Source organism: Oscillatoria sp. FACHB-1407 (assembly GCF_014697545.1).
GTDB lineage: Bacteria > Cyanobacteriota > Cyanobacteriia > Elainellales > Elainellaceae > FACHB-1407.
This window is the reverse complement of record NZ_JACJSA010000026.1, coordinates 15,611-34,325: the sequence shown is the minus strand read 5'-3', so window position 1 is coordinate 34,325 and position 18,715 is coordinate 15,611. Positions and strand designations below refer to the sequence as shown.

General features: G+C 52.0%; 13 protein-coding genes. 3 read left to right on the top strand and 10 right to left on the bottom strand.

Annotated features, from left to right (window positions below):
- Positions 1-2: 2 nt before the first annotated feature.
- Both H6G89_RS29395 and H6G89_RS29390 read right to left on the bottom strand, forming a co-directional pair.
- Positions 3-773: a hypothetical protein gene (locus H6G89_RS29395; protein ID WP_190513430.1), complete on the bottom strand. Its 771-nt coding sequence runs from the start codon at positions 771-773 to the stop codon at positions 3-5.
- A 335-nt stretch (positions 774-1,108) separates the two neighbouring features.
- Entirely contained in the window at positions 1,109-1,384 is a 276-nt protein-coding gene (locus H6G89_RS29390; protein ID WP_309230122.1) for an amidase family protein, read from the bottom strand.
- 47 nt (positions 1,385-1,431) lie between these two features.
- On the opposite strand from H6G89_RS29390, the gene H6G89_RS29385 reads away from it, so the two are divergent.
- From H6G89_RS29385 to H6G89_RS29375, 3 genes are read left to right on the top strand one after another with little or no spacing between them, the layout of a single operon-like run.
- Positions 1,432-1,629: a hypothetical protein gene (locus tag H6G89_RS29385; RefSeq protein ID WP_190513428.1), complete on the top strand. Its 198-nt coding sequence runs from the start codon at positions 1,432-1,434 to the stop codon at positions 1,627-1,629.
- Between the two features lie 45 nt (positions 1,630-1,674).
- The gene (locus H6G89_RS29380) at positions 1,675-2,517 is read left to right on the top strand and encodes an MBL fold metallo-hydrolase (protein WP_190513426.1); all 843 of its coding nucleotides are present in this window, start codon (positions 1,675-1,677) and stop codon (positions 2,515-2,517) included.
- The gene (locus H6G89_RS29375; protein WP_190513424.1) at positions 2,510-3,460 is read left to right on the top strand and encodes an aldo/keto reductase; all 951 of its coding nucleotides are present in this window, start codon (positions 2,510-2,512) and stop codon (positions 3,458-3,460) included. The genes H6G89_RS29380 and H6G89_RS29375 overlap by 8 nt, the downstream gene beginning before the upstream one ends.
- 308 nt (positions 3,461-3,768) lie before the next feature.
- On the opposite strand, the gene H6G89_RS29370 is transcribed toward H6G89_RS29375, so the two are convergent.
- From H6G89_RS29370 to H6G89_RS35960, 8 genes are all read right to left on the bottom strand, one after another.
- On the bottom strand, positions 3,769-4,578 hold the full coding sequence (locus H6G89_RS29370) for a glucose 1-dehydrogenase (protein WP_190513422.1): 810 nt from the start codon (positions 4,576-4,578) through the stop codon (positions 3,769-3,771).
- A gap of 389 nt (positions 4,579-4,967) precedes the next feature.
- Positions 4,968-6,029 carry an AI-2E family transporter gene (locus H6G89_RS29365; RefSeq protein ID WP_190513420.1) on the bottom strand — a complete coding sequence of 354 codons (1,062 nt, stop codon included), beginning with the start codon at positions 6,027-6,029 and terminating at the stop codon, positions 4,968-4,970.
- Between the two features lie 382 nt (positions 6,030-6,411).
- The gene (locus H6G89_RS29360) at positions 6,412-9,144 is read right to left on the bottom strand and encodes a CHASE2 domain-containing protein (protein ID WP_190513418.1); all 2,733 of its coding nucleotides are present in this window, start codon (positions 9,142-9,144) and stop codon (positions 6,412-6,414) included.
- 161 nt (positions 9,145-9,305) lie between these two features.
- Positions 9,306-9,848 (bottom strand): DUF928 domain-containing protein, encoded by a 543-nt coding sequence (locus H6G89_RS29355; protein WP_190513416.1) that lies wholly within the window; start codon positions 9,846-9,848, stop codon positions 9,306-9,308.
- 682 nt (positions 9,849-10,530) lie between these two features.
- Positions 10,531-13,140, bottom strand: coding sequence for a CHAT domain-containing protein (locus tag H6G89_RS29350; protein ID WP_242060175.1), 2,610 nt, complete (start codon positions 13,138-13,140; stop codon positions 10,531-10,533).
- A 324-nt stretch (positions 13,141-13,464) separates the two neighbouring features.
- Positions 13,465-16,434: a beta strand repeat-containing protein gene (locus H6G89_RS29345; protein WP_190513412.1), complete on the bottom strand. Its 2,970-nt coding sequence runs from the start codon at positions 16,432-16,434 to the stop codon at positions 13,465-13,467.
- 15 nt (positions 16,435-16,449) lie between these two features.
- Positions 16,450-18,126: a ShlB/FhaC/HecB family hemolysin secretion/activation protein gene (locus H6G89_RS29340; protein ID WP_190513410.1), complete on the bottom strand. Its 1,677-nt coding sequence runs from the start codon at positions 18,124-18,126 to the stop codon at positions 16,450-16,452.
- A 417-nt stretch (positions 18,127-18,543) separates the two neighbouring features.
- Complete coding sequence (locus tag H6G89_RS35960) at positions 18,544-18,669, bottom strand: hypothetical protein (protein ID WP_255519538.1); 126 nt, start codon at positions 18,667-18,669, stop codon at positions 18,544-18,546.
- Positions 18,670-18,715: the final 46 nt, after the last annotated feature.

Genomic DNA, 18,715 nt, shown 5'->3' with positions numbered 1-18,715 from the left:
GCCTAAAAATCAATGTTGATTGAGATCTGAAATTGGGGAGAAGGTGCATATTCAGGGTTGGGAATATCAACGCTACTGACATGGATGTCCTTCCAGCCAAGTCCAGCAAACAGGAGAAGGGTTGCAAAATGATCTTTGATCATCCAGTCACCCTTGATGTCATTTCCAAAGGGACCTGCCGAATGATAGGGAAACGAATAAATTTGAGAACCGCTATTCGTTGCAATTTCATGGTCTTTGTATTTCGTGGATACCGTGTGACCATCTACCAACTTGAACGCTTCATATTCACCCAGTGCTGCCAATAGGCAAAAGACATCGATGTTGTGTGATTCTGCTGAAAGGTAGGGTGGAAAAATGCCATTGAGAAATAGATATCTCAGGATGATGTGATCGTAATGTTCAATGTCAATTTTGATGTAGTACGGATCCCCATGTGCCTCAATAATGTCAACGACATTTTTGGGCGGCAGATAAACTTCTTCAAACTCACCGAGTATGGATGGGTCTGGACAGGGAAATTGGCTTAAAACAGGGTTAGTTTTATGAATGTAGAAGGGTACATTTTCAGACGAGTCGTCTACATCCAGCACTCCGTTTTCTACAACAAGTTTTCCTGCTGCAATTTCCTGGCTAAACCTGCCTCTGATTTGCTCGCAAAGCAACGGATTTGCCTCAACAGCGACGACAAGGTCTGACTTGAGGAGGTAATAGGGAATATTATCGCCATTGTTTGAGCCGAAGTCATAAATTATCTTTTTCTGCGAGTTCATTGCTTCAGAGGGTTGCTAAGTTGAAATTCCAAAGCAACTGGAGGGTTGATTCGGATGGGATGCAGGGTTAGAACCTCTGGCTGGGGACGAATTCCCCACACCCCTTTGCCTCAACGGTTTTGCCAGTTGCTATATACAGCCGTGTGCAAGTTGGTTCAGTACAGCGGTTACAGGGGCAGTGTGCCCTGCGTGAGAGGTTCACCCCCACACCCCATACTTCATCCCAGCGGATATCGCTATAGTCTCGGAGTATAAGCTTACTCCTGACCCTGGACAAACAGCTCATTCTTAAGGTTTATAGCTGTCATCCGCTGAGTAAACGTCAATTGCTTCTGTCACTCTCCCTGCAAACAAACGTTGACGAGCAAAGCAACCGCAATCAGACCGTCATTGGCACCGGGTATTCTGTCCACAAAATCTTTGATAGCGATGGAAACGCCAAAAAACGCTGGCAATGAAGCGGGGTCAACCTGTCCTGCTAACTGTTCCGTTTTGGCTTTTGCCTCCGCTGTGGCTCTTTCCGCCATCACCGTGAAGAAGCTGTTGAGGCGAGCATCGAGGGTTTGAATGCGATCGAGGTAAACCTGAGTCAGTTCAAGCGGTGAAATCACCTTTTTCTGACCAAAGCTATATTTAACGTGAATTTAGGATTAGGATTTTGGCGGTTAAAACCGCCGCGATAGGAGCAAAACCGACCTGTGTCGGTTCGTCAAATCCTGTAGTAGATAAGAGCGACCAGAAGAAAACCTGCGTCGGTGGCTATACCTCCCGGAAGACGCAACCCCTTAGTGACGTGCTTAGGATGATAGGGGTTAAAGGCGATCGCCACTTGACTGCCACTCCAGCAGAAGATTGAGGCTTCTGAGGTTGAGCAAAGGTGAGGTCGTAGTGGAGAACTGTTATGCACATTCATCACCTCAATTGCGGTTGTATGTGTCCTCTTGGTGGGGCATTGTTTGACGGTTTTAGTCGAAGTCTGACAGCCCAACTCGTTTGTCATTGCCTACTGGTTGAAACAAATCAAGGACTTGTTTTGATCGATACGGGGTTTGGGCTACAGGATGTGACGTCGCCCTACCAACGACTCAGTCCCTTCTTTATTCACGTCAATGGCATTCGGTTCAATCGTAAAGACACCGCGATCGCTCAGGTGGAGCAGCTTGGCTTTTCGGCGAGGGATGTGCGGCATATCGTATTGACCCATCTAGACTTTGACCATGCGGGTGGGCTGGAAGACTTCCCGGAAGCGACGGTTCACGTCATGCAACCCGAAATGGAGGCAGTGCGCGATCGCCACGGATTCATCACCCGACAACGCTATCGCCCACAACAGTGGGATGAAGTCCGGCAGTGGAGACACTACACAGCATCCGGGGAACCCTGGTTTGGCTTTGAGGCAGTCCGTCAGCTAGAGGGGCTACCACCAGAGATTCTCTTTATTCCGCTGGCGGGTCATACCAAAGGGCACGCCGGAATTGCGATTCAGACCTCAAACGGATGGCTGCTCCACGCAGGAGATGCTTACTTCTATCGTCATGAAATGGATGCTCAATACCGCTGTACTCCCGGATTGCGGGCTTACCAGACGTTGATGGAGGTCAACCGGGCAATGCGGTTATATAACCAGAATCGACTCCGGGAGCTAGTGCGCGATCGCCACGATGTCACCCTCTTTTGTAGCCATGATGCGGTTGAGCTAAACGATCTGCAAAACGCCAAAACGACCACAGGAACTTATGTCTAACTCAGAGATGCAATATCGAGAACTCGGCAGCACAGGCGAGCGAGTCTCGGCGATCGGGCTGGGAGGATGGCATCTCAGCCTCAAACACGTAGATGAAGCCTTAGCCATTCGCCTCGTTCGCACAGCGATCGACCGTGGCATCACCTTTATGGATAATTGCTGGGACTACAACTACGGAGCCAGTGAAAGCCGCATGGGGAAGGCGTTGCGCGATGGCTATCGCGACAAAGTATTTCTCATGACTAAAATTGACGGTCGTTCTAAGGAAGAAGCAGCGAAACAGTTGGATGAGTCGCTCCAACGTCTGCAAGTGGATCATGTTGATCTGGTGCAACACCACGAAATTTTGCGATTTGAAGACCCAAACCGCATCTTTGAGCCAGAAGGTGCCCACGCTGCCCTACTCGAAGCAAAGCAAGCAGGCAAGCTCCGTTTTATCGGCTTTACGGGACATAAAGATCCGGCGATTCATCTACACATGGTGGAGGTCGCTGAACGTCGGGGATTCCACTTTGATACAGTGCAGATGCCACTGAATGTGATGGATGCTCATTATCGCAGTTTTGCCAAAATGGTCGTGCCGGAACTGGTCAAACGCAACATTGGCATCCTGGGTATGAAAAGCATGGCGAATGGGATTCTGTTGCGATCGCAGACTGTAACACCGATCGAGTGTCTCCACTATGCGTTGAATCTACCAACCTCCGTTGTAATCACAGGCATTGACCGTTTAGAGTTGCTGGATCAGGCATTTGAGGCAGTGAGAACGTTTCAACCGATGACCGATGAACAGGTACAGACGTTATTAGCCAAAACCGCAGAAGCCGGAGCCAACGGAGAATACGAACCGTTTAAAACGTCCTCTATTTTCGACGGCACAGCACAACATCCCGACTGGCTAGGCAAAGAACCGCAACGGATTCAACAACTGATGATGGCATGATTTTAGGTGCAGGGTTTGGGTTGCCAGGTGCTATATAGCCGTAGCCACATTTAAGAGCCCGGCGAATGGATTCGTCGCTACTAGTGTTGCGAACGCAAAGTTCGGCAATGTAGGGAGTTTGGGGGCTTCGCTCCCAAGAAGGGGTGGAACCCCTTCACCCTTTCAAACCTTATTTTTTGCTGTACTAGAACGAAGTCCGCCGATGTGGACTCCGGAAAAGGCAGGAGTTGACGAACCAACGCAGGTTGGTTTTGCTCCGATAGTGGCGGTTTTAACCGCCGAAATCCTTATCCCGAATTCACGTTACATTACGCAGACCAGGCTTCTCGGAAATCGGCGTAGAGGGTTAATCCGCCATCAATGAACAGAGTTTGCCCAGTGATGTAAGCCGCCTCGTCAGAGGCTAAAAATGCGACAGCAGCAGCCATCTCCTCCGAAGTTCCCGCCCGTCCCATAGGAATGTGGCTCTCAACGACGGCTTGTTTTGCCGGATCTTCTGTCCAGGCTTCATTAATGGGTGTAATCGTGGCACCAGGGGCGATCGCATTGACCCGAATGCCCCGATCTGCATACTCCAACGCCAGAGTTTTGGTCAGGTTTCCCATACCGCCTTTGCTGATGGAATAGCTAACATACATAGGGCGCGGAATCACTTCATGCACACTGGAAATATTGATAATGACCCCACCCCGTTGTTGCATGAGAAATTGTTTGATGGTTTCTCTGGCACACAGGTAAGCACCGCGCAAATTCACGCCAATGACGCGATCGAATTCATCGGTGGGGACTTCGTGAGATGCCCGCTCCGTTTGGATTCCCGCATTGTTGATGAGAATATCCAAACCCCCAAATTTATCGACAACCGTCTTCATTACCTCACGAATGTCTTCCTCATTAGAGACATCTCCCTGCACCAGGAGTGACTGAACGCCACAGCTTTCCACTTGACCGCAAGCCTGTTGCATTGCCATGTCTTCTGTATCTTCGGCTCCCTCCAAACTTTTGCGATAGTTGATCGCAATGTTGCAACCTTCCTCTGCCAGACGAATGGCGATCGCCTGTCCAATCCCCGAACTCGCACCCGTAATCAACGCAGTCTTTCCCTTTAGCCCCTTCATCCAATTTCCCCTGTTGGCTAGACTTACAAAGTGATTTTTTCAGCGTCAACTGCAAAGATGACGAGAGCGTGACCGCTTAGGCTCGTGGATTGAATAAATTCGTAAACTGTATAGGCGGGCTTAGCAGACGAGTCTGCGCTCTGCAATGGATTTGACAGCAAAACCTGCCCCTACCGAATATCGAACTGATTGAATTCGCGCTTCTAAAAGGTCTACTCTGAAAAACCATGCCATCGGTTCTCCCTTTGTTTCATCTACACTCAGTTAGAGGATGTCTGACCCGAAGGATGAGCATGACACACTTCTGGTTAGCGATCGCCCAAGAAGCTACTGACAAACCATTCAGTTCAAATTGGTGTCGCTTACAGTCAAAAGATGCGATCAAAGGGTTATTGGCTCTCAGTTGTTGTTTGATCACCTCGAATTTCATCAACATCTAGGAAACTGATAATCACTCCTGCGATCGGAATGGAGAGAAATACACCGACTAATCCTGCAACTCGTGCCCCAACTAATAATGCAAAAAACATGATCACTGGGTTCATATTGATCGAACCCTGCATAATCCTCGGCATTAACAAGTTTTCTTCAATTTGTTGTAGCAATACACAACTGATTAACACTTTTAGAGATAGTAGAATCCCTTGAGGCAAGATGATTAGACACACAAGGCTAATTCCGATGGTTGCACCAATACCAGGAATCAGATCAAACACTCCTGCGATCGCTGCCATCACTAGCGCATAAGGAATATCAAGCACAATAAATACTAAAAATGCAGATGCGCTAAAGAATAGAAAGAGTAGAAAACGACCCCAAAAGAAACCCAAAAAATTCTTTTGAATAGCAACGGTTAACTCCTGCCGAAGATGAGATGGAAACAGCTTCATCAGCAGTCCCCATAGCCGTTGACCATCCAACAACATAAAGAAACTGACTACCGCAATCAAAATCAAATCTAGCAGACTGAATAAGACTGATTGCAAAGTGGCAAATCCCATGCCAATGATGCCAAGGGCTTGTTCTCTTAACTGGGCTTCAAAGGTGCTGAAATCGACTGTAATGTTGCGGCTGCGTAAAAAGGATTGCAGACCGTTTAATACAGCGATCGCTGATTCCAACAGTTGAGGAGCCTGCTCTAAAAATTGCTGCGTTTGGGCGATCGCTGCCAACCCCAACGTCGCCATCAACCCACCGAAAACGAAGAGGGTGATCAGAAACACTAATGTGACAGCTAACCAATGGGGTATGACTCGACACGCCCATTTCACCGGATAGTTGAGTAAAAATGACAGAATTGCCGCGAAGATAAATATAACCAGAACGGTTTCAAAATAGGCAAGAACTTGAGCGATCGCCCATGCTAGTGCAAACAACAGTAGGTAGCGAACCAATCGAGCATTCGTCAGGTGTGTCCAAAGGGAGTTAGTGTGAGCGGTTACTTTCTTCATGCAACCTGTTGCGCTGCAATTATCCCTTCAGTTTCAACAAGATCGCTAACGTCTGTCTTCTACCTGTGGGGACACTCGCCTCTTCAGGCAATTCGCGCTAGGGATTGTGACAGAAATGACGAGGGCTTCCGCAGGGGTGCATTTAATGATTGGGGACTGAACTCGGCGAATGAATTCGCGGCGATTGGAGTGAAGTCCGCCGACGGGGACTGAGGTTTTGAACCGGCGTAGGCAGGTTTTGTTCTGGTAGCGTTCGACTGAGCTCACGCCGAAGTCTGCGGTTTTAACCGCCACTCCCTTAGCCGTCAGATGCACCCCTTGCACACGGCTGTAATTTGAGCAAGGCAGCCTTCCGGAAACTGCCTCACCTGTGGGCTTTTCGTCAGGTGAGTGATTCAGTTTTTTTGTCGATCGCCACGTAGTTGACCGAAAGATGAGTCGTGATCATCTGATACAACACTTCTTTCTTAAACGGTTTGGAGAGCAAGTCGTCGCATCCTGCCTCGATCGCCGCCTGTCGTTCTTCATCAAACGTGTGGGCAGTTAGAGCAATGATCACAGTTCGAGCAGGTTGATTGTGGGCGGGTAGGGCTGTGCTTTGCAGCGACGAGAGGGAACTGGAAAAACTGGAGGCAATATCCCTAGAGTTACTGTCTCCGTTGTAGTCAGCCCACGTCGGAGCGGTAATCTCGTCTGATTGCCCCACTCGCGGTGATATCTGTGGGGTAGAGGTGGATGGAGTCGTCAGTGAGGCTTCGATCGCCCTGATCTGTCGAGTCGCCTCATATCCATCCATGACAGGCATATTGATGTCCATAAAAATCAGGTGAGGATGCCAGGTTTGCCAGAGTTGAATGGCCGCCTCCCCGTCTTCTGCCACCTGGACTTGAAATCCTGCCGATGCCAGGATGTAGGTCAACAACGTGCGGTTAACTACATTATCTTCAGCGATCAGGATGCGGTATTTGGGTTGCTCATCAGAAACCCTCACCTGATGGTTAAAGATCTCCTCCCGTTCAGAGAGGTCGCCCACCTGCACCGGAATTAAGAATCGAAAAGTCGTCCCGACATTGACGCGACTCTCAACGGAGATATCGCCTCCCATCAATCGCACAAACTCTCGACTGATTGCCAGTCCTAACCCCGTGCCCTGTTGCGATCGCCGCCCTGCCTCGGTCTGCTCAAACGGTTGAAACAGCTTGTCTAGCTCTGCTTCAGCCACACCACATCCCGTATCTTCGACCTCAAACAATAAAACAGGCGATGGTGATGATGGCTCTGCCTCTTTCTCGGTGGCTGTGGTCGTCTCATCTGCGATTCGGACACGCAACGTGACCTGCCCCTGTTCAGTGAACTTGACTGCATTACTCAACAGGTTGAGCAACACCTGACGCAGCTTACCTTCGTCGGCAGTTACCAGTTGGGGCACATCGGGAGCGCGATCGCACAGGAGTTGTAATTGTTTAGAGTTGGTTTGCTGACGAAACATCTGCACCAATGTATCCACACAGGCTTGCAAATCAAAGCAGTCCAGGTTAAGCGTAGTGCGTCCTGATTCGATCTTCGACATGGTCAACACATCATTGATCAAATTCAACAAATGAGAACTGCTCTGGTAAATGATGTTGACCTGGCGATGCTCTGGGGCATTTACGGGGATGTCCTCCAGCAACAACTCTGAGAAACCGATAATAGAGTTGAGAGGGGTTCGCAGTTCGTGGCTCATGGTAGCAAGAAAACGGCTCTTAGCGCGGGTTGCCGCTTCCGCTGCCTCTTTTGCCTGTTCCAGTTGTTGATTTTTGTCGTTTAACTCCTGGGTTCGCTCCGCAACTTTTTGTTCCAACGTCGAGGCATACTCGCTTAATTCCTGTTTTGACTGCAACAGTTGGCTCCAGAGGCGATAACTCTTGCTCACCACCGCTGCCCCCATCAGCGATATCACCCCTGGCACCAGAGGCACCCACCAGCCCTGCAAAAAGAGAATATAGGATCCGACTCCCAATCCTCCACACAATGCCGAAGTCGTCACCCCTGTGCGGAGCGGAGATTGAAACCGCCACCCCAAAAATGATCCCACGACTGCCCAGATTCCGATCCAGACCCATTCCCCTGCCTCTGACCAGGTTCGCAATACTGGGCGACCCTCCAGAGCCGCACTCAACAACTGACTGGTAATGTCGGCATGGATCATCACCCCGGGAACCCCCGGCAGGTTGTCGCTGTTATCCAGGCGGGGGGCGTTGAGGCGATCGCTCACACTGGCGGCAGTAGTGCCAATCAACACAATGCGATCGCGCATCAGATCCGCAGGCACTCGTCCTGCTAACAGGTCAGACAGAGAAACACGAGTGAACTCCTGCTGGAAGTGCCGAAAATTCGAGAGAATTTGGTAGCCACCCACATCAGTGCGGACATAGCCCCCATCATTGGCTTGTAGCCGAAAAAATTCTGCTTTGCCGAGACGAACATGCCCTCGATCGGGGTTGATCGTCTCAATCTGAATCCCCTCTGCTGCTAAATAGATCAGTGCCAATCGGCTGCCTAAGCCCAGAACTGTCTCCCCATCAGCGTTCTCCAGGGAGAGCAGCACTCGCCGCAGGGTGCCATCGTCATCGAGCACCAGGTCGCTGGCACTCACCTGTCCCTGCTCTGCCAGGATGGGTGGGGGAGCGATCGCCCCATCGGGGAAACCATCTCGTATCGTCTGACCTTCTACGCCAGAGGTCACCTTCTCAATGCCAATCAGGTTGGGGGTCGATCGAAACAGCGTGACCAACTGATCATGTCCTGGTTCAACCGGAAGATCACGATAAATATCTAACCCGATCACTCTGGGTTGCTGTTGCTTGATACGCTCCAGTGCGTCGGCTAAGGTTGCATCTGAGATGGGCCACTGTTGCAACCGGGTGATATCCGCTTCCTCGATCGTGACCAACACAATGCGCGAATCGGGTGCCTCCAGTGGGCGATGCTGAAAGAACCGATCGAGCACCGTCCATTCTAGAATTTGCAACCCCCCGGTGAGTCGTAAACCAATCGTCAAACATGACACCGCCACGGCTGTGATGCCGAGACTGCGCCACTGCTCAAGCCGTTTAAGTTGTTGTTTCCACACGATTGATAAAACCTGGTGCGCTGCGATCGCTACAGTTAAAAGCCTAATGTTTGCTCTCAGCCGAGAAGTCCGTGCCCCTGTTTGTAACCTGCGTGACCCCAAATGATGGACTTGTGAATTTCAGTCCACATTAACCCAATTTTAGTCAATCGTTGAATAACTTAATTTTGTGTTGTAGAAGGTTGGGCTGGTTGGATCCACCCAGAAACAGAACGGTCTTGTAAGCGATCGTCGGGCTGGCAGATCAACGAAAAGACCCAGCGATATCGACGATTGGACTGCAACTGAGAAGCAGCTTCTGGGAGGGCAATCCGAATGATGCCAGGTTGCTCCAACGCCAGGCGGGTCTGATACACTCCCCGACCTGACTCATCAAACAGGCTAAACTCAGCAGCGCGGGCAGAGGTTTCTGGCACCTGAATTTGAACAGCCAGGGGATCAACCGTCTGGCTGGCAGCCTGCCCTGTAGCGGACTGAGTCGATGGCACAGCGGCTAAAGGCTGGCTGACAGAGCGATCGTTAGGGCAATAACCGGGGTTGCGAGAGCCTCCCGCTGTTGTGCGATTAGGGCGACCGTTGTCGGGTGACGGCTCAAATCCAATCTCTGCTGCTCTAGCGTCAACTGCCACCACTGAGAACGGCAGCAATCCGTAGATCAGCAGCCCTGCTAGTAAGATCCTGAGTTTGGGTAATTGAAGTAACACAATTCAACACCTCGCAATGGTTGAACAACACGACCGAGATCACATAGGGGCGATCGCAGGGCACCCGAAACGGACGTAATCCTAAATGGCTGTGAAGTCGCTTTTTGCAACGCTGCCTTTGATAAAAGCGGCATCAGATTAAGAGCCTTCGACCTCCATTGAGGACAGAGTATAGGGATAAATCTTTGAACTGATAACAAGAGCCACTATGCCCCCGGTTCACAAATTTTTGATAAACGCTCCATAGCAGTCTTAGGACTGGTAGAACGGGTTTAGGGGTATAACCCCGGACTGAGGGGAAACCCCCAAATCCCTTGATTCCAGATGTCTCAACGGTTGTTATAGAACAGAATTTATTAAAGACACACCGTGGTGATGTCAGCAGAATATATCCCTCAATTATCTATTTAGACGTTAACTCCCCTCCAAATATGCACACATCTTTACGGTTTCTTTTTATATAGCAGTACTCACTAAGGTTAGGACGGGGTGCAGGGGTGGAACCCCTGGCTGGGGCGCAGCCCCCACACCCCCTTATGTCCTATGCACATGCGTAGGGCTATATATGGCAACGAAGGGTTGGTTAGGACGGGCGTCGAATGAAAGGTACTCAACAGGACAGATGCGATGAATCGTGCCTCTCACGGTGTAGGTCTATACTCTGGGCGATCGCCCCGACTAGCTACAACCAGTTGCCCACGAGCACAAACGCTGCCCAATAGAAGGGATGCTGCGATTCAGGGTTTGCCAGCAGTTTGAGTTGTGCCTGACGCAGGGCTGCCGCCCGATTGACTCGTGCTTTAGCAAACTGGCGATAAAACTCACTCACCAGATCAGCCGTGGGTTGGTCGTTGACCAGCCAGAGGCTCGCCAGGGTGGAGCGTGCTCCAGAGCGAATGGCAATGCCCGCCATGCCCAACGTTGCCCGCTGATCTCCTGCTGCTGTCTGACAGGCACTCAGGATCAATAGCTCAATGGGGGGTGAATTGACCTCATCGCGTGATTTCAGTAGAGCGTCGAGTTGGCGAACGGTAAGGCGATCGTTCCAGGTCAGCAGGAAAGTTTGCTCTGCTGATGAGCTGAACTGTCCATGAGTCGCGAGATGCAAGATAGGAAAGGGGCGATCGATGATGAGCTGTTGCAGGTTGGTGGGAGTGAATTGCTGATTGAGCAGGATCTCTGTGGGCACTTCGCGGCTGACCTGAGTGATTTCTTGCTCTACGGCAGGCAATGGGTCAAACCCTTGATTGGCTTCACTCAATCCACCAACCAGGGCACTCAAAGAACGGCTCTGTAACGGCTGAGGAGACAACAGTTGTAGCCCCGATGTCAGTGCCAGGTTATAGCTCTCAATTAAAAACCGTTGTCCATCATGCAAAACTGCCATTGGGATATTGCGTAAAGCCCCATCCAGCACAAAGACCAGCGTTTTGATCCCTTTTGTGGTGAGTGCAGTTTCAGCAGGGCGAATCAGCCAGTCGTACAGTTGTTGAGCCGGGGGCAGGTATTCTTCGGCGAAGGCGGTAGGACGCAATGCATTACGTGCAAGGCGGATCACCCGTTCTAAATCAGCCTGAGACTGCCACACAACGTAATGCTGTAGGGTTTGCCCTGGTAGTGCCAGGATGATCTCCAGGCGATCGCTCAAGATGATGGGATACAGCACGGCAGCCGTGGGATCGATCTCGTCAATCGACAGCGGCACCGTATCAGCGCAGGCATCCCGAAAGAAATTGTCTAGCTCTGCCAGTTGCAGCGATTCGATCACCTGTCGGGCTTGTCGCAGATTGGCTTCACTGGGGGAGGCTTCGTCGAGTAGGAGGCTGACCAATTCCCGGTAAATCGGCTCTACTCGCTCACGAAAGGAAAACTGCACATCGGAGGTAGTCGCCACCAGATCTCCCCGCAGTGACTTTAACACCTCCACGGCACGGGAATACTGGGCGATCGCCTCAGTTCGGTTGCCCTTTGCTTTCTGAATCCGTCCCAGTTGCCAAAAGACCTGATAGCTAATGTCGGGGGATTGAGCGACCGGAGCCAGTGTCAGTGCACGATTTGCGATCGCTTCGGCTGTTTGCCAGCGGTGTTGCAGTTCTTCAAATCGGGCTTGACTGGTAAGGGCATAGGCTTGCAAACGCGGATCACCCAGTTGCTCTGCCTGTTGCATTGTTTCCGCCAGGAGGGCTGGTAAATCGCGCAGGTTTGGCGGAATGGGCGATCGCGTCGCCAATTGCAGCAACTGCTCTGCCAGGTGAATCCGAGCAATGATGCCAGAGCGGTTTGCAGGCAGTTGGGTGACTTGTGGAGTCAGGGTTTGCCCCAAGGTTTGAGCGGTGTCCAAATCCCCTTGTTGGAGGATCAGGCTCAGTTGATTGAGTTGCGCTTGTAGTTTGGTTTCGGCTTGTGTCGCTTGCTGTGCTGCCTGTTGATAAGCGGTCAGTGCTGCCTGAGTGAGTTGTGCTACTTGATCTGGGGCTAAAGTTGGTTGATTGGCGATCGCCTGTAGGGTATTGCCCTGATGTAACTGGATGGCAGCGATCAGTTGGCGTTGACCGAGTGGTTGGGCTTGTTGTAATGCCAGCGAGAGCACCTGTTGGGATGCCTCTAGGTGACCCAGGACTCGCAACACATGCCCCAGGGCATTCATCGCCTGAATTGACTCCAGCGATGAGGAACGGTTGAGGGCCGTTAACGTGTCAGGGGTGATTTCACAGGTCAATGTCGTGATTTGAAGGGCGGTTAACAGAGTTTGACATGCTCGTGGCATCAGCCCCAACACCTGAAAGGCTTGAGCCTGCTGGATTTGAATAGACACGAGCCGATTTTGAAATGTGGTATGGTCGGTGCCCAACTCCTCGTATTCGCGAGCCGCACGAGTCCAACTGGTTAACGCGGCTTGAGCATTGCCCTGTTCTAGCTGCAAAATCCCTTGAATCTCCCAGGTCGTTGCCAAAATCCGCTGCTGTTCGGTGGTTGTCGGTGCAGCCTGGAGCAGTTCCAAACTGGTGGCGATCGCCCCATTAGCGGATTGCCATGCACCGACGTGAGCATACACAGTGGCTAAATTGCTGAGGGCAGTTGCTTGATTTAACAGGTCGGGCTGGGTGGCAAACTGCTGGGCTGCCTGTTGTAACAGGGCGATCGCCTCTTGATAGCGTCGTTGCTGATTGAGTCGCTGCGCTTGTTGCATCAACTCCAGACCCGTTGTGGACGACTGCCGTTGAGCCATGACGGGCACGGCTAACCCCACCAAAAACAGCACCATCAACAGCAACGGAGCAAGACGCCTCAAGCGGAACCACCTGAATAAATGCTGGATGAATGGGGGATGGAGGAAGCTCATACCATTTTGGATTTTAGATTTTGGATCTTGGATTTTAGGGTTTATAGCCGTAGCCCCATTTGATGCGGCGGAGGCGAGTCATACCGATTTAATGTTTGATTGTGGCAGATCAGTGGGTAGGGGCGTTTCGCGAAACGCCCTTACGGAATCAGGTGCAGCGAAGCCAATTCAAATTGGTATCAGAAAGCCTTCCCAGAATCAGTGTTTGAACCATTGTCTTTGTCATAAGCTTTCTGACCAAAGCGATCAGTGCTATCTGCTGCCATTGCTACTTCACCGGGGTAAACAGCGAGCTGCCGTATGGGGCGATCGCCCCTGCCTCTCTAGATTGTCTGCCACCAGTGTCACTTCCCCTGTGTTGGTCATCACCCAACCTTGAGCAGCCTGAATTGGCTCTTCTTCTGCTTCACCGCTCCACGCTGCTACTCCTTCTCCTGACTCCCGATCGCCGATTACTTCACTTCCACCCACCGCTTCCACCCAGGGATAGCCACTTCCCTGACTGCTTAATGTGTCATTCGGATTGAGTGGCAAGCCCCCTCGTCCTGTCACCACAAACTCGCTACGTCCTTCTGCCTGAACACAGGGATTTGCTGCAATCAGCGTACTCGGATCAACGACGGTCTGGGGCAACTCCACCAGACTCTGTGCCGGATTGATGCCCGATGTGTTGAAGATCACCGTTCCAGAGAGATTGGGGGTGGTTTGAGAGATGGCGGTGATGTCGTTGCTGGGCAGTTGGCGAGCAGGGTTAACCTGTAACTCAGCAAACTCGGCTTCGGTTAAACCCAGACGCGATCGCAATTGTTCACGGGTCAGCGGAGCGATGCCAAAAATGTAGGGAACATTCACTGTAACCCTGCCACCTTGCGCTGTTCGGGCATTGGCGGTGATGTCGCTGTTTTGTGAGGGAAAGCCAATCACAAATTGACTATCGATCGCAATGTTCCCCCCGTTAGACTCCCCAGCATCGGTGCTGATGCGGCTTCTGCCCTGCAATTGAAGGAGTTGCGATCGCAGATTGACGTTTCCTCCCGTTCCAGACCCCGTATCCCCAACAATGCTGCTCCGACTGTCGAGCACAATCTGATCCGCCGCCAAAGTAATAGTGCCTGCATTGCCAATGCCTATGCTTTCCACATTGATAATGGCTCTGTTTTGCAAGCTCAATCGGCTCGTTCGTAGAACGATGTTTCCAGCATTACCCGTGGGATTGGTGGTAAATCGTTCTCCCACCAGAATGTCACCAGACGACGTGGCAATGCCCGTGAGAAAGTCTCCGGGAGGAACTGCGCCGATCACATTCACTGACTCAGTGGCGCGAATCAAAATATCTCCACCCGTGCCAGAGCCAACGGTCGAGGCTCCGATCGCCCCCCCATCCTGCACCAGGAGACGGCGTGTGTTGATGCGCAAATCTCCCGAATCGGCACTACCTGCGGTTGCTGTCACAATTTGACTACGAGAGGATGGCTCACTGGGATCAGGTCCGACAGAAGTCCCGATGACCGTAATTGAGTCGGTGGCATTCACCGTCAGATTGCCCCCAACTCCCTCTGCTGGAATCAGCCGATCCGTTGCTGTTGCACCGCTAGCGGAGGTAATGGTCGCGCCACCTTGCACCAGGAGCGATCGCGTGTTGATCCGCAAATCCCCTGCATCCCCCGTTCCCCCAATTGTTGATGTCGCCAGACTCGTACCGAACTGCGTCACCTCACGAACTTCAAATAGCCGTACAGACTCAACTGCATTGACGGTCAGATTTCCACCATTGCCTGCTGCAAAGGTTGCTGTGCTGACGAGCGATTCATCCCGCATCACAAAGTTACGGGTGTTAATCGTCAACTGTCCGGCGTTTCCCTCAGCTAGAGCCGTTGTCAAAACACCAGACCCACTCACATCGACTGACTCAGCCGCTCGAATGGAAATACTCCCTCCGGCACCTGTGCTCAGGGTGGGGCTAAGGAGAACGGCACCGTTAGTTAACCTCAGTCGCGGAGTCGTAATTTCGATATCTCCAGCGTTGCCACTTCCCAACGTTCCTGAAGAAATGACCCCCTCCCGATCAAACAAATTGGGGATGGTGCCCTCAATAATCGGGTCCACAAAGAGTCGTTGAAACGTCTCAAACCCTGCCCCCCGCAAATCTACCCACTCTGTAGCGCGAATGGTTAAATCGCCTGCTGCTCCTGCGCCAATGGTTGACATGCCGATGAATGCCCGGTCTTGCACGCGAAACCGAGTTGCATGAATGGTGATGCCTCGTCCGTCCACGGTTCCCAGGGTGTCTGCTACAAGATTGGTGCGATCGCGCATCAACACATTGCCCCCCCGGATTTGAATCGCTCCACCCCCCACCCCAACGGTGTTGACCGATGCCGCACCCGACAGACCAATCCTGCCAAAGGTGCGGATGTTATTGTAGTTCAGCGTTAGCCCGGTAGGAGTTGCCGCCACCCCAACCACACCCGGACTCGTCACACTGCCCAAATGTACCGTTCCCTGGGAGGCTGTGATAATGCCGTTGTCCAGTCGGACGTCACCCCCCAGTAGGGCGATCGCCTGTCCCGGATCGACTGCTAACCCAACCGTAGGAACCTCATTCACCACCTGCTGTGCGATCGATTGGTTGACGATCGCCCCTGGATTTTCCCGAAACCGCAACCCTACAGGAATCGCCACCGTCAGCAGGGGCGGAGCCTGAGGATTCGTCGCGCTGAATTCCCCTCCATTGAACACCACCCCATCTGCGGTGGACGCAATAAAGGAACCTCGCAGATCTAACCGTGCCTCTGGGGCAAACACAATGCCGTTGGGATTGAGCAGAAACAGGTTTGCGGTTCCCTGAACGCCCAGTGTTCCAGCAATGGTGGAGCGATCGCCCCCCGTGACACGAGTCAGGATGGTTTGTACCCCGGTCGGATTGGCGAAATAGACCTGCTGCCCCCTGCCTACGTTAAACTCTCGAAAGCTGTGAAATAGAGCCGTTGCTCGTCTTGCTCCACCCTCAATCTGCGTTGCTGGTGAGCCGTTGATCGTAGTGGGTAGAGTTTGCGATCGCTCATTGCCCAAACTATTGTCAGGTGTCAATTGGGCTGCGGTGGGCGAAGCCATACCCAACACAACCAGGGGAAAGGCGATCGCCAGGAGGCTAAAGCTCCTTGTGGGGCGCAATGTCGTCGCCGATTGAGATATCGATTGAGATAGGGAAAGGCGTCGGTCAAAAAAGAGCACAGGCATCATCAGCTTGACTAACCTTTAAAAGGGAGAGTAACTGAACTGAAAGTAGAAACGGTCATCCGTTTGAGTCAGCGAGTCAGAGGCTAAATCGGTCAAAGGAATGCTGTAATCAAGTCGTATCAGCAGGGAATCACCCATCCGCCAAAGTAACCCAACCCCGGTGGATACTAACGTTGTGGATGATGCATCCGGGATCAGAACTGTGTCATCCCATCCTATCCCCAGGTCAAGAAATGGGACGATTTGTAACACCCCGTTCACATCCGGCACCCGCAACACCGGAAGTTGCACTTCCACCGAGGTCAACAGTCCATTATTGGTCAACAGTGCATCCTGACGATAGCCCCGCACGCTATTCAAACCACCCACACCAAACTGTTCCAGCGGCACCAGGTCATCATCTGCCAGTTGCACATCCGATCGCACCAGTAAAAAGGTATCTGGAGCCAGCGATCGCACGTATTGTGCCTGTCCTCGCCAGGATAAAAAGCGGCTATCGGGCGCATCGGTATTGCGCGTTGCATCAAACCAATCCAGTCCAATGTTGAACTGCGATCGCGCTGCAAACACATCTTGAGCATTCCGTTGGACAAACTCTTGAAAGACACGCAGGGTCGTTATGCGCGTCTCTCCCTCAGCATTGGAGCCTGGCGATAAGGGAAAGGGTTCACCCAGCAAAAACGTCTCACTCTCAGACCGAGAAAAAGTTAGCCCCAAAGCGAATTCTTGATTGGGCGTTTGCACGATCGGTTGGCGATAGGTCAGATCATAAAGACGCGAATCACCTGTGATGTCAATTTCCTCAAACGGTTCCTCCACAACACGGGTGTCAGACAGGCTCACCCGCGCCTGAAGCGTGCCATTGCGCGGATTCAGGGGCACGGTGTAACTCACATCTCCCTGGCTGCTGCCTTCCGTATTGGTATAGGTCAACTCCAGACGATCGCCCAACCCTGTCAGATTCCGCTGCTCCAGTGTGATCCCCCGCCGAAACTCTCCCACACTGGGCGATCGCCCATCATCCGCAAACACCTCCACCCGACTTGAATCTGCCTCCTGGATTCGCACCACCAACAAACTCTGCTCCGGGCGGGTTCCCGCCTGCAACTCGGCTGAAATCGTTTCAATCAATGGATCAAGCTGTAATAGTTGCAACGCTTCTAACAGGCGATCGCGATTCAGTGGAGTGCGCGTCGCCAGTGCCAGACGCGATCGCACATAGGCCGAGTCCAGGCGACGATTACCGCTGACTTGAATGGCTTCGACTCCCCCCTCGATCACTTGAACGGTGACGATCGCCCCCGATCGGCTCAAGGTCTGCCCTGCTGGAATCACGGCTCCAGAGTTAATAAACCCGTTGGTGGTGTAGAGTTGCGCCACCGCTGCCTCCGCTTGCAGCAATTCTGCAAACGAGATCTCGCGCCCCACAAAGGGTTGGGTCACCTCCGCCAGTTGGCGATCGCTAAAGGCAGTGTTGCCCTCAAACTCAAACCGTTCGACCCAAATCGTTCCTGGAATCTCTACTGGAGGCGCGACTGGGGGATCAGGTACAACCAGATCGGGCGCAGTTGGTTCAGGCTGAGAGGGAGGCAGCGGGTCTGGCTCTCTCGGCAGCACTGGATTGGGCAACTGGGCACTGACCGGAGGTGCCGACGCAATCCATAACAACAACCCAATGAACCAATACCGTTTCATTGTGGAGAGAAAGAAGGATAAAGCAAAAGGGAATGTCCGTCAGATGAGTGAGTGTAGTGCGACCCAATCGGCTAAATAACGTGAGTTTTGGATCAGGATTTGGCGGCAAAGTCCTGAGCTTTTTGACCAAAGCTATAAATGTAGCGATCGCCAAAACCGTTAGGACATTGAATTTGAGTCCTGCCGAGAGACGCGATGCATCGCGTCTGTCCTGTCGAGTACCTTGTCTTAACTGAGGTGGCTACGGCTATAACAGACCTTACGCAGTTAGCAAACCCTCTTAAAACGCGGACTGCCAGGATTTCCCCCTGCTCAGGGGACAAGAGAGGATTAAAGATTTAGACTTCAAGTGCACAAGTTCTAAATAAATTAAAGCTCATCTGCCACCCCTTGTAATCGCCCGTTCTTCAGGTAGCTTCAAATAACCAGTAGAAGCAGAGCCTCAGAAACCAGCCATAAGGGGTGCATTTGACGGTTAGGGGAGTGGCGATTAAAACCCTCAGTCCACGTCGGCGGAATTTGCTCCAATCGCCGCGAATTCATTCGCCGAGTTCAGTTCTCAATCACTAGTGTTGCGAACACAAAGTTC

Excerpts from the sequence above, each read along its gene's own strand:
- H6G89_RS29365 (WP_190513420.1), bottom strand. The coding sequence starts at position 6,029 with ATGAAGAAAGTAACCGCTCACACTAACTCCCTTTGGACACACCTGACG.
- H6G89_RS35960 (WP_255519538.1), bottom strand. The coding sequence starts at position 18,669 with ATGAATTCGCGGCGATTGGAGCAAATTCCGCCGACGTGGACTGAGGGT.
- H6G89_RS29340 (WP_190513410.1), bottom strand. The coding sequence starts at position 18,126 with ATGAAACGGTATTGGTTCATTGGGTTGTTGTTATGGATTGCGTCGGCA.
- H6G89_RS29345 (WP_190513412.1), bottom strand. The coding sequence starts at position 16,434 with ATGATGCCTGTGCTCTTTTTTGACCGACGCCTTTCCCTATCTCAATCG.
- H6G89_RS29380 (WP_190513426.1), top strand. The coding sequence starts at position 1,675 with ATGCACATTCATCACCTCAATTGCGGTTGTATGTGTCCTCTTGGTGGG.
- H6G89_RS29375 (WP_190513424.1), top strand. The coding sequence starts at position 2,510 with ATGTCTAACTCAGAGATGCAATATCGAGAACTCGGCAGCACAGGCGAG.
- H6G89_RS29395 (WP_190513430.1), bottom strand. The coding sequence starts at position 773 with ATGAACTCGCAGAAAAAGATAATTTATGACTTCGGCTCAAACAATGGC.
- H6G89_RS29370 (WP_190513422.1), bottom strand. The coding sequence starts at position 4,578 with ATGAAGGGGCTAAAGGGAAAGACTGCGTTGATTACGGGTGCGAGTTCG.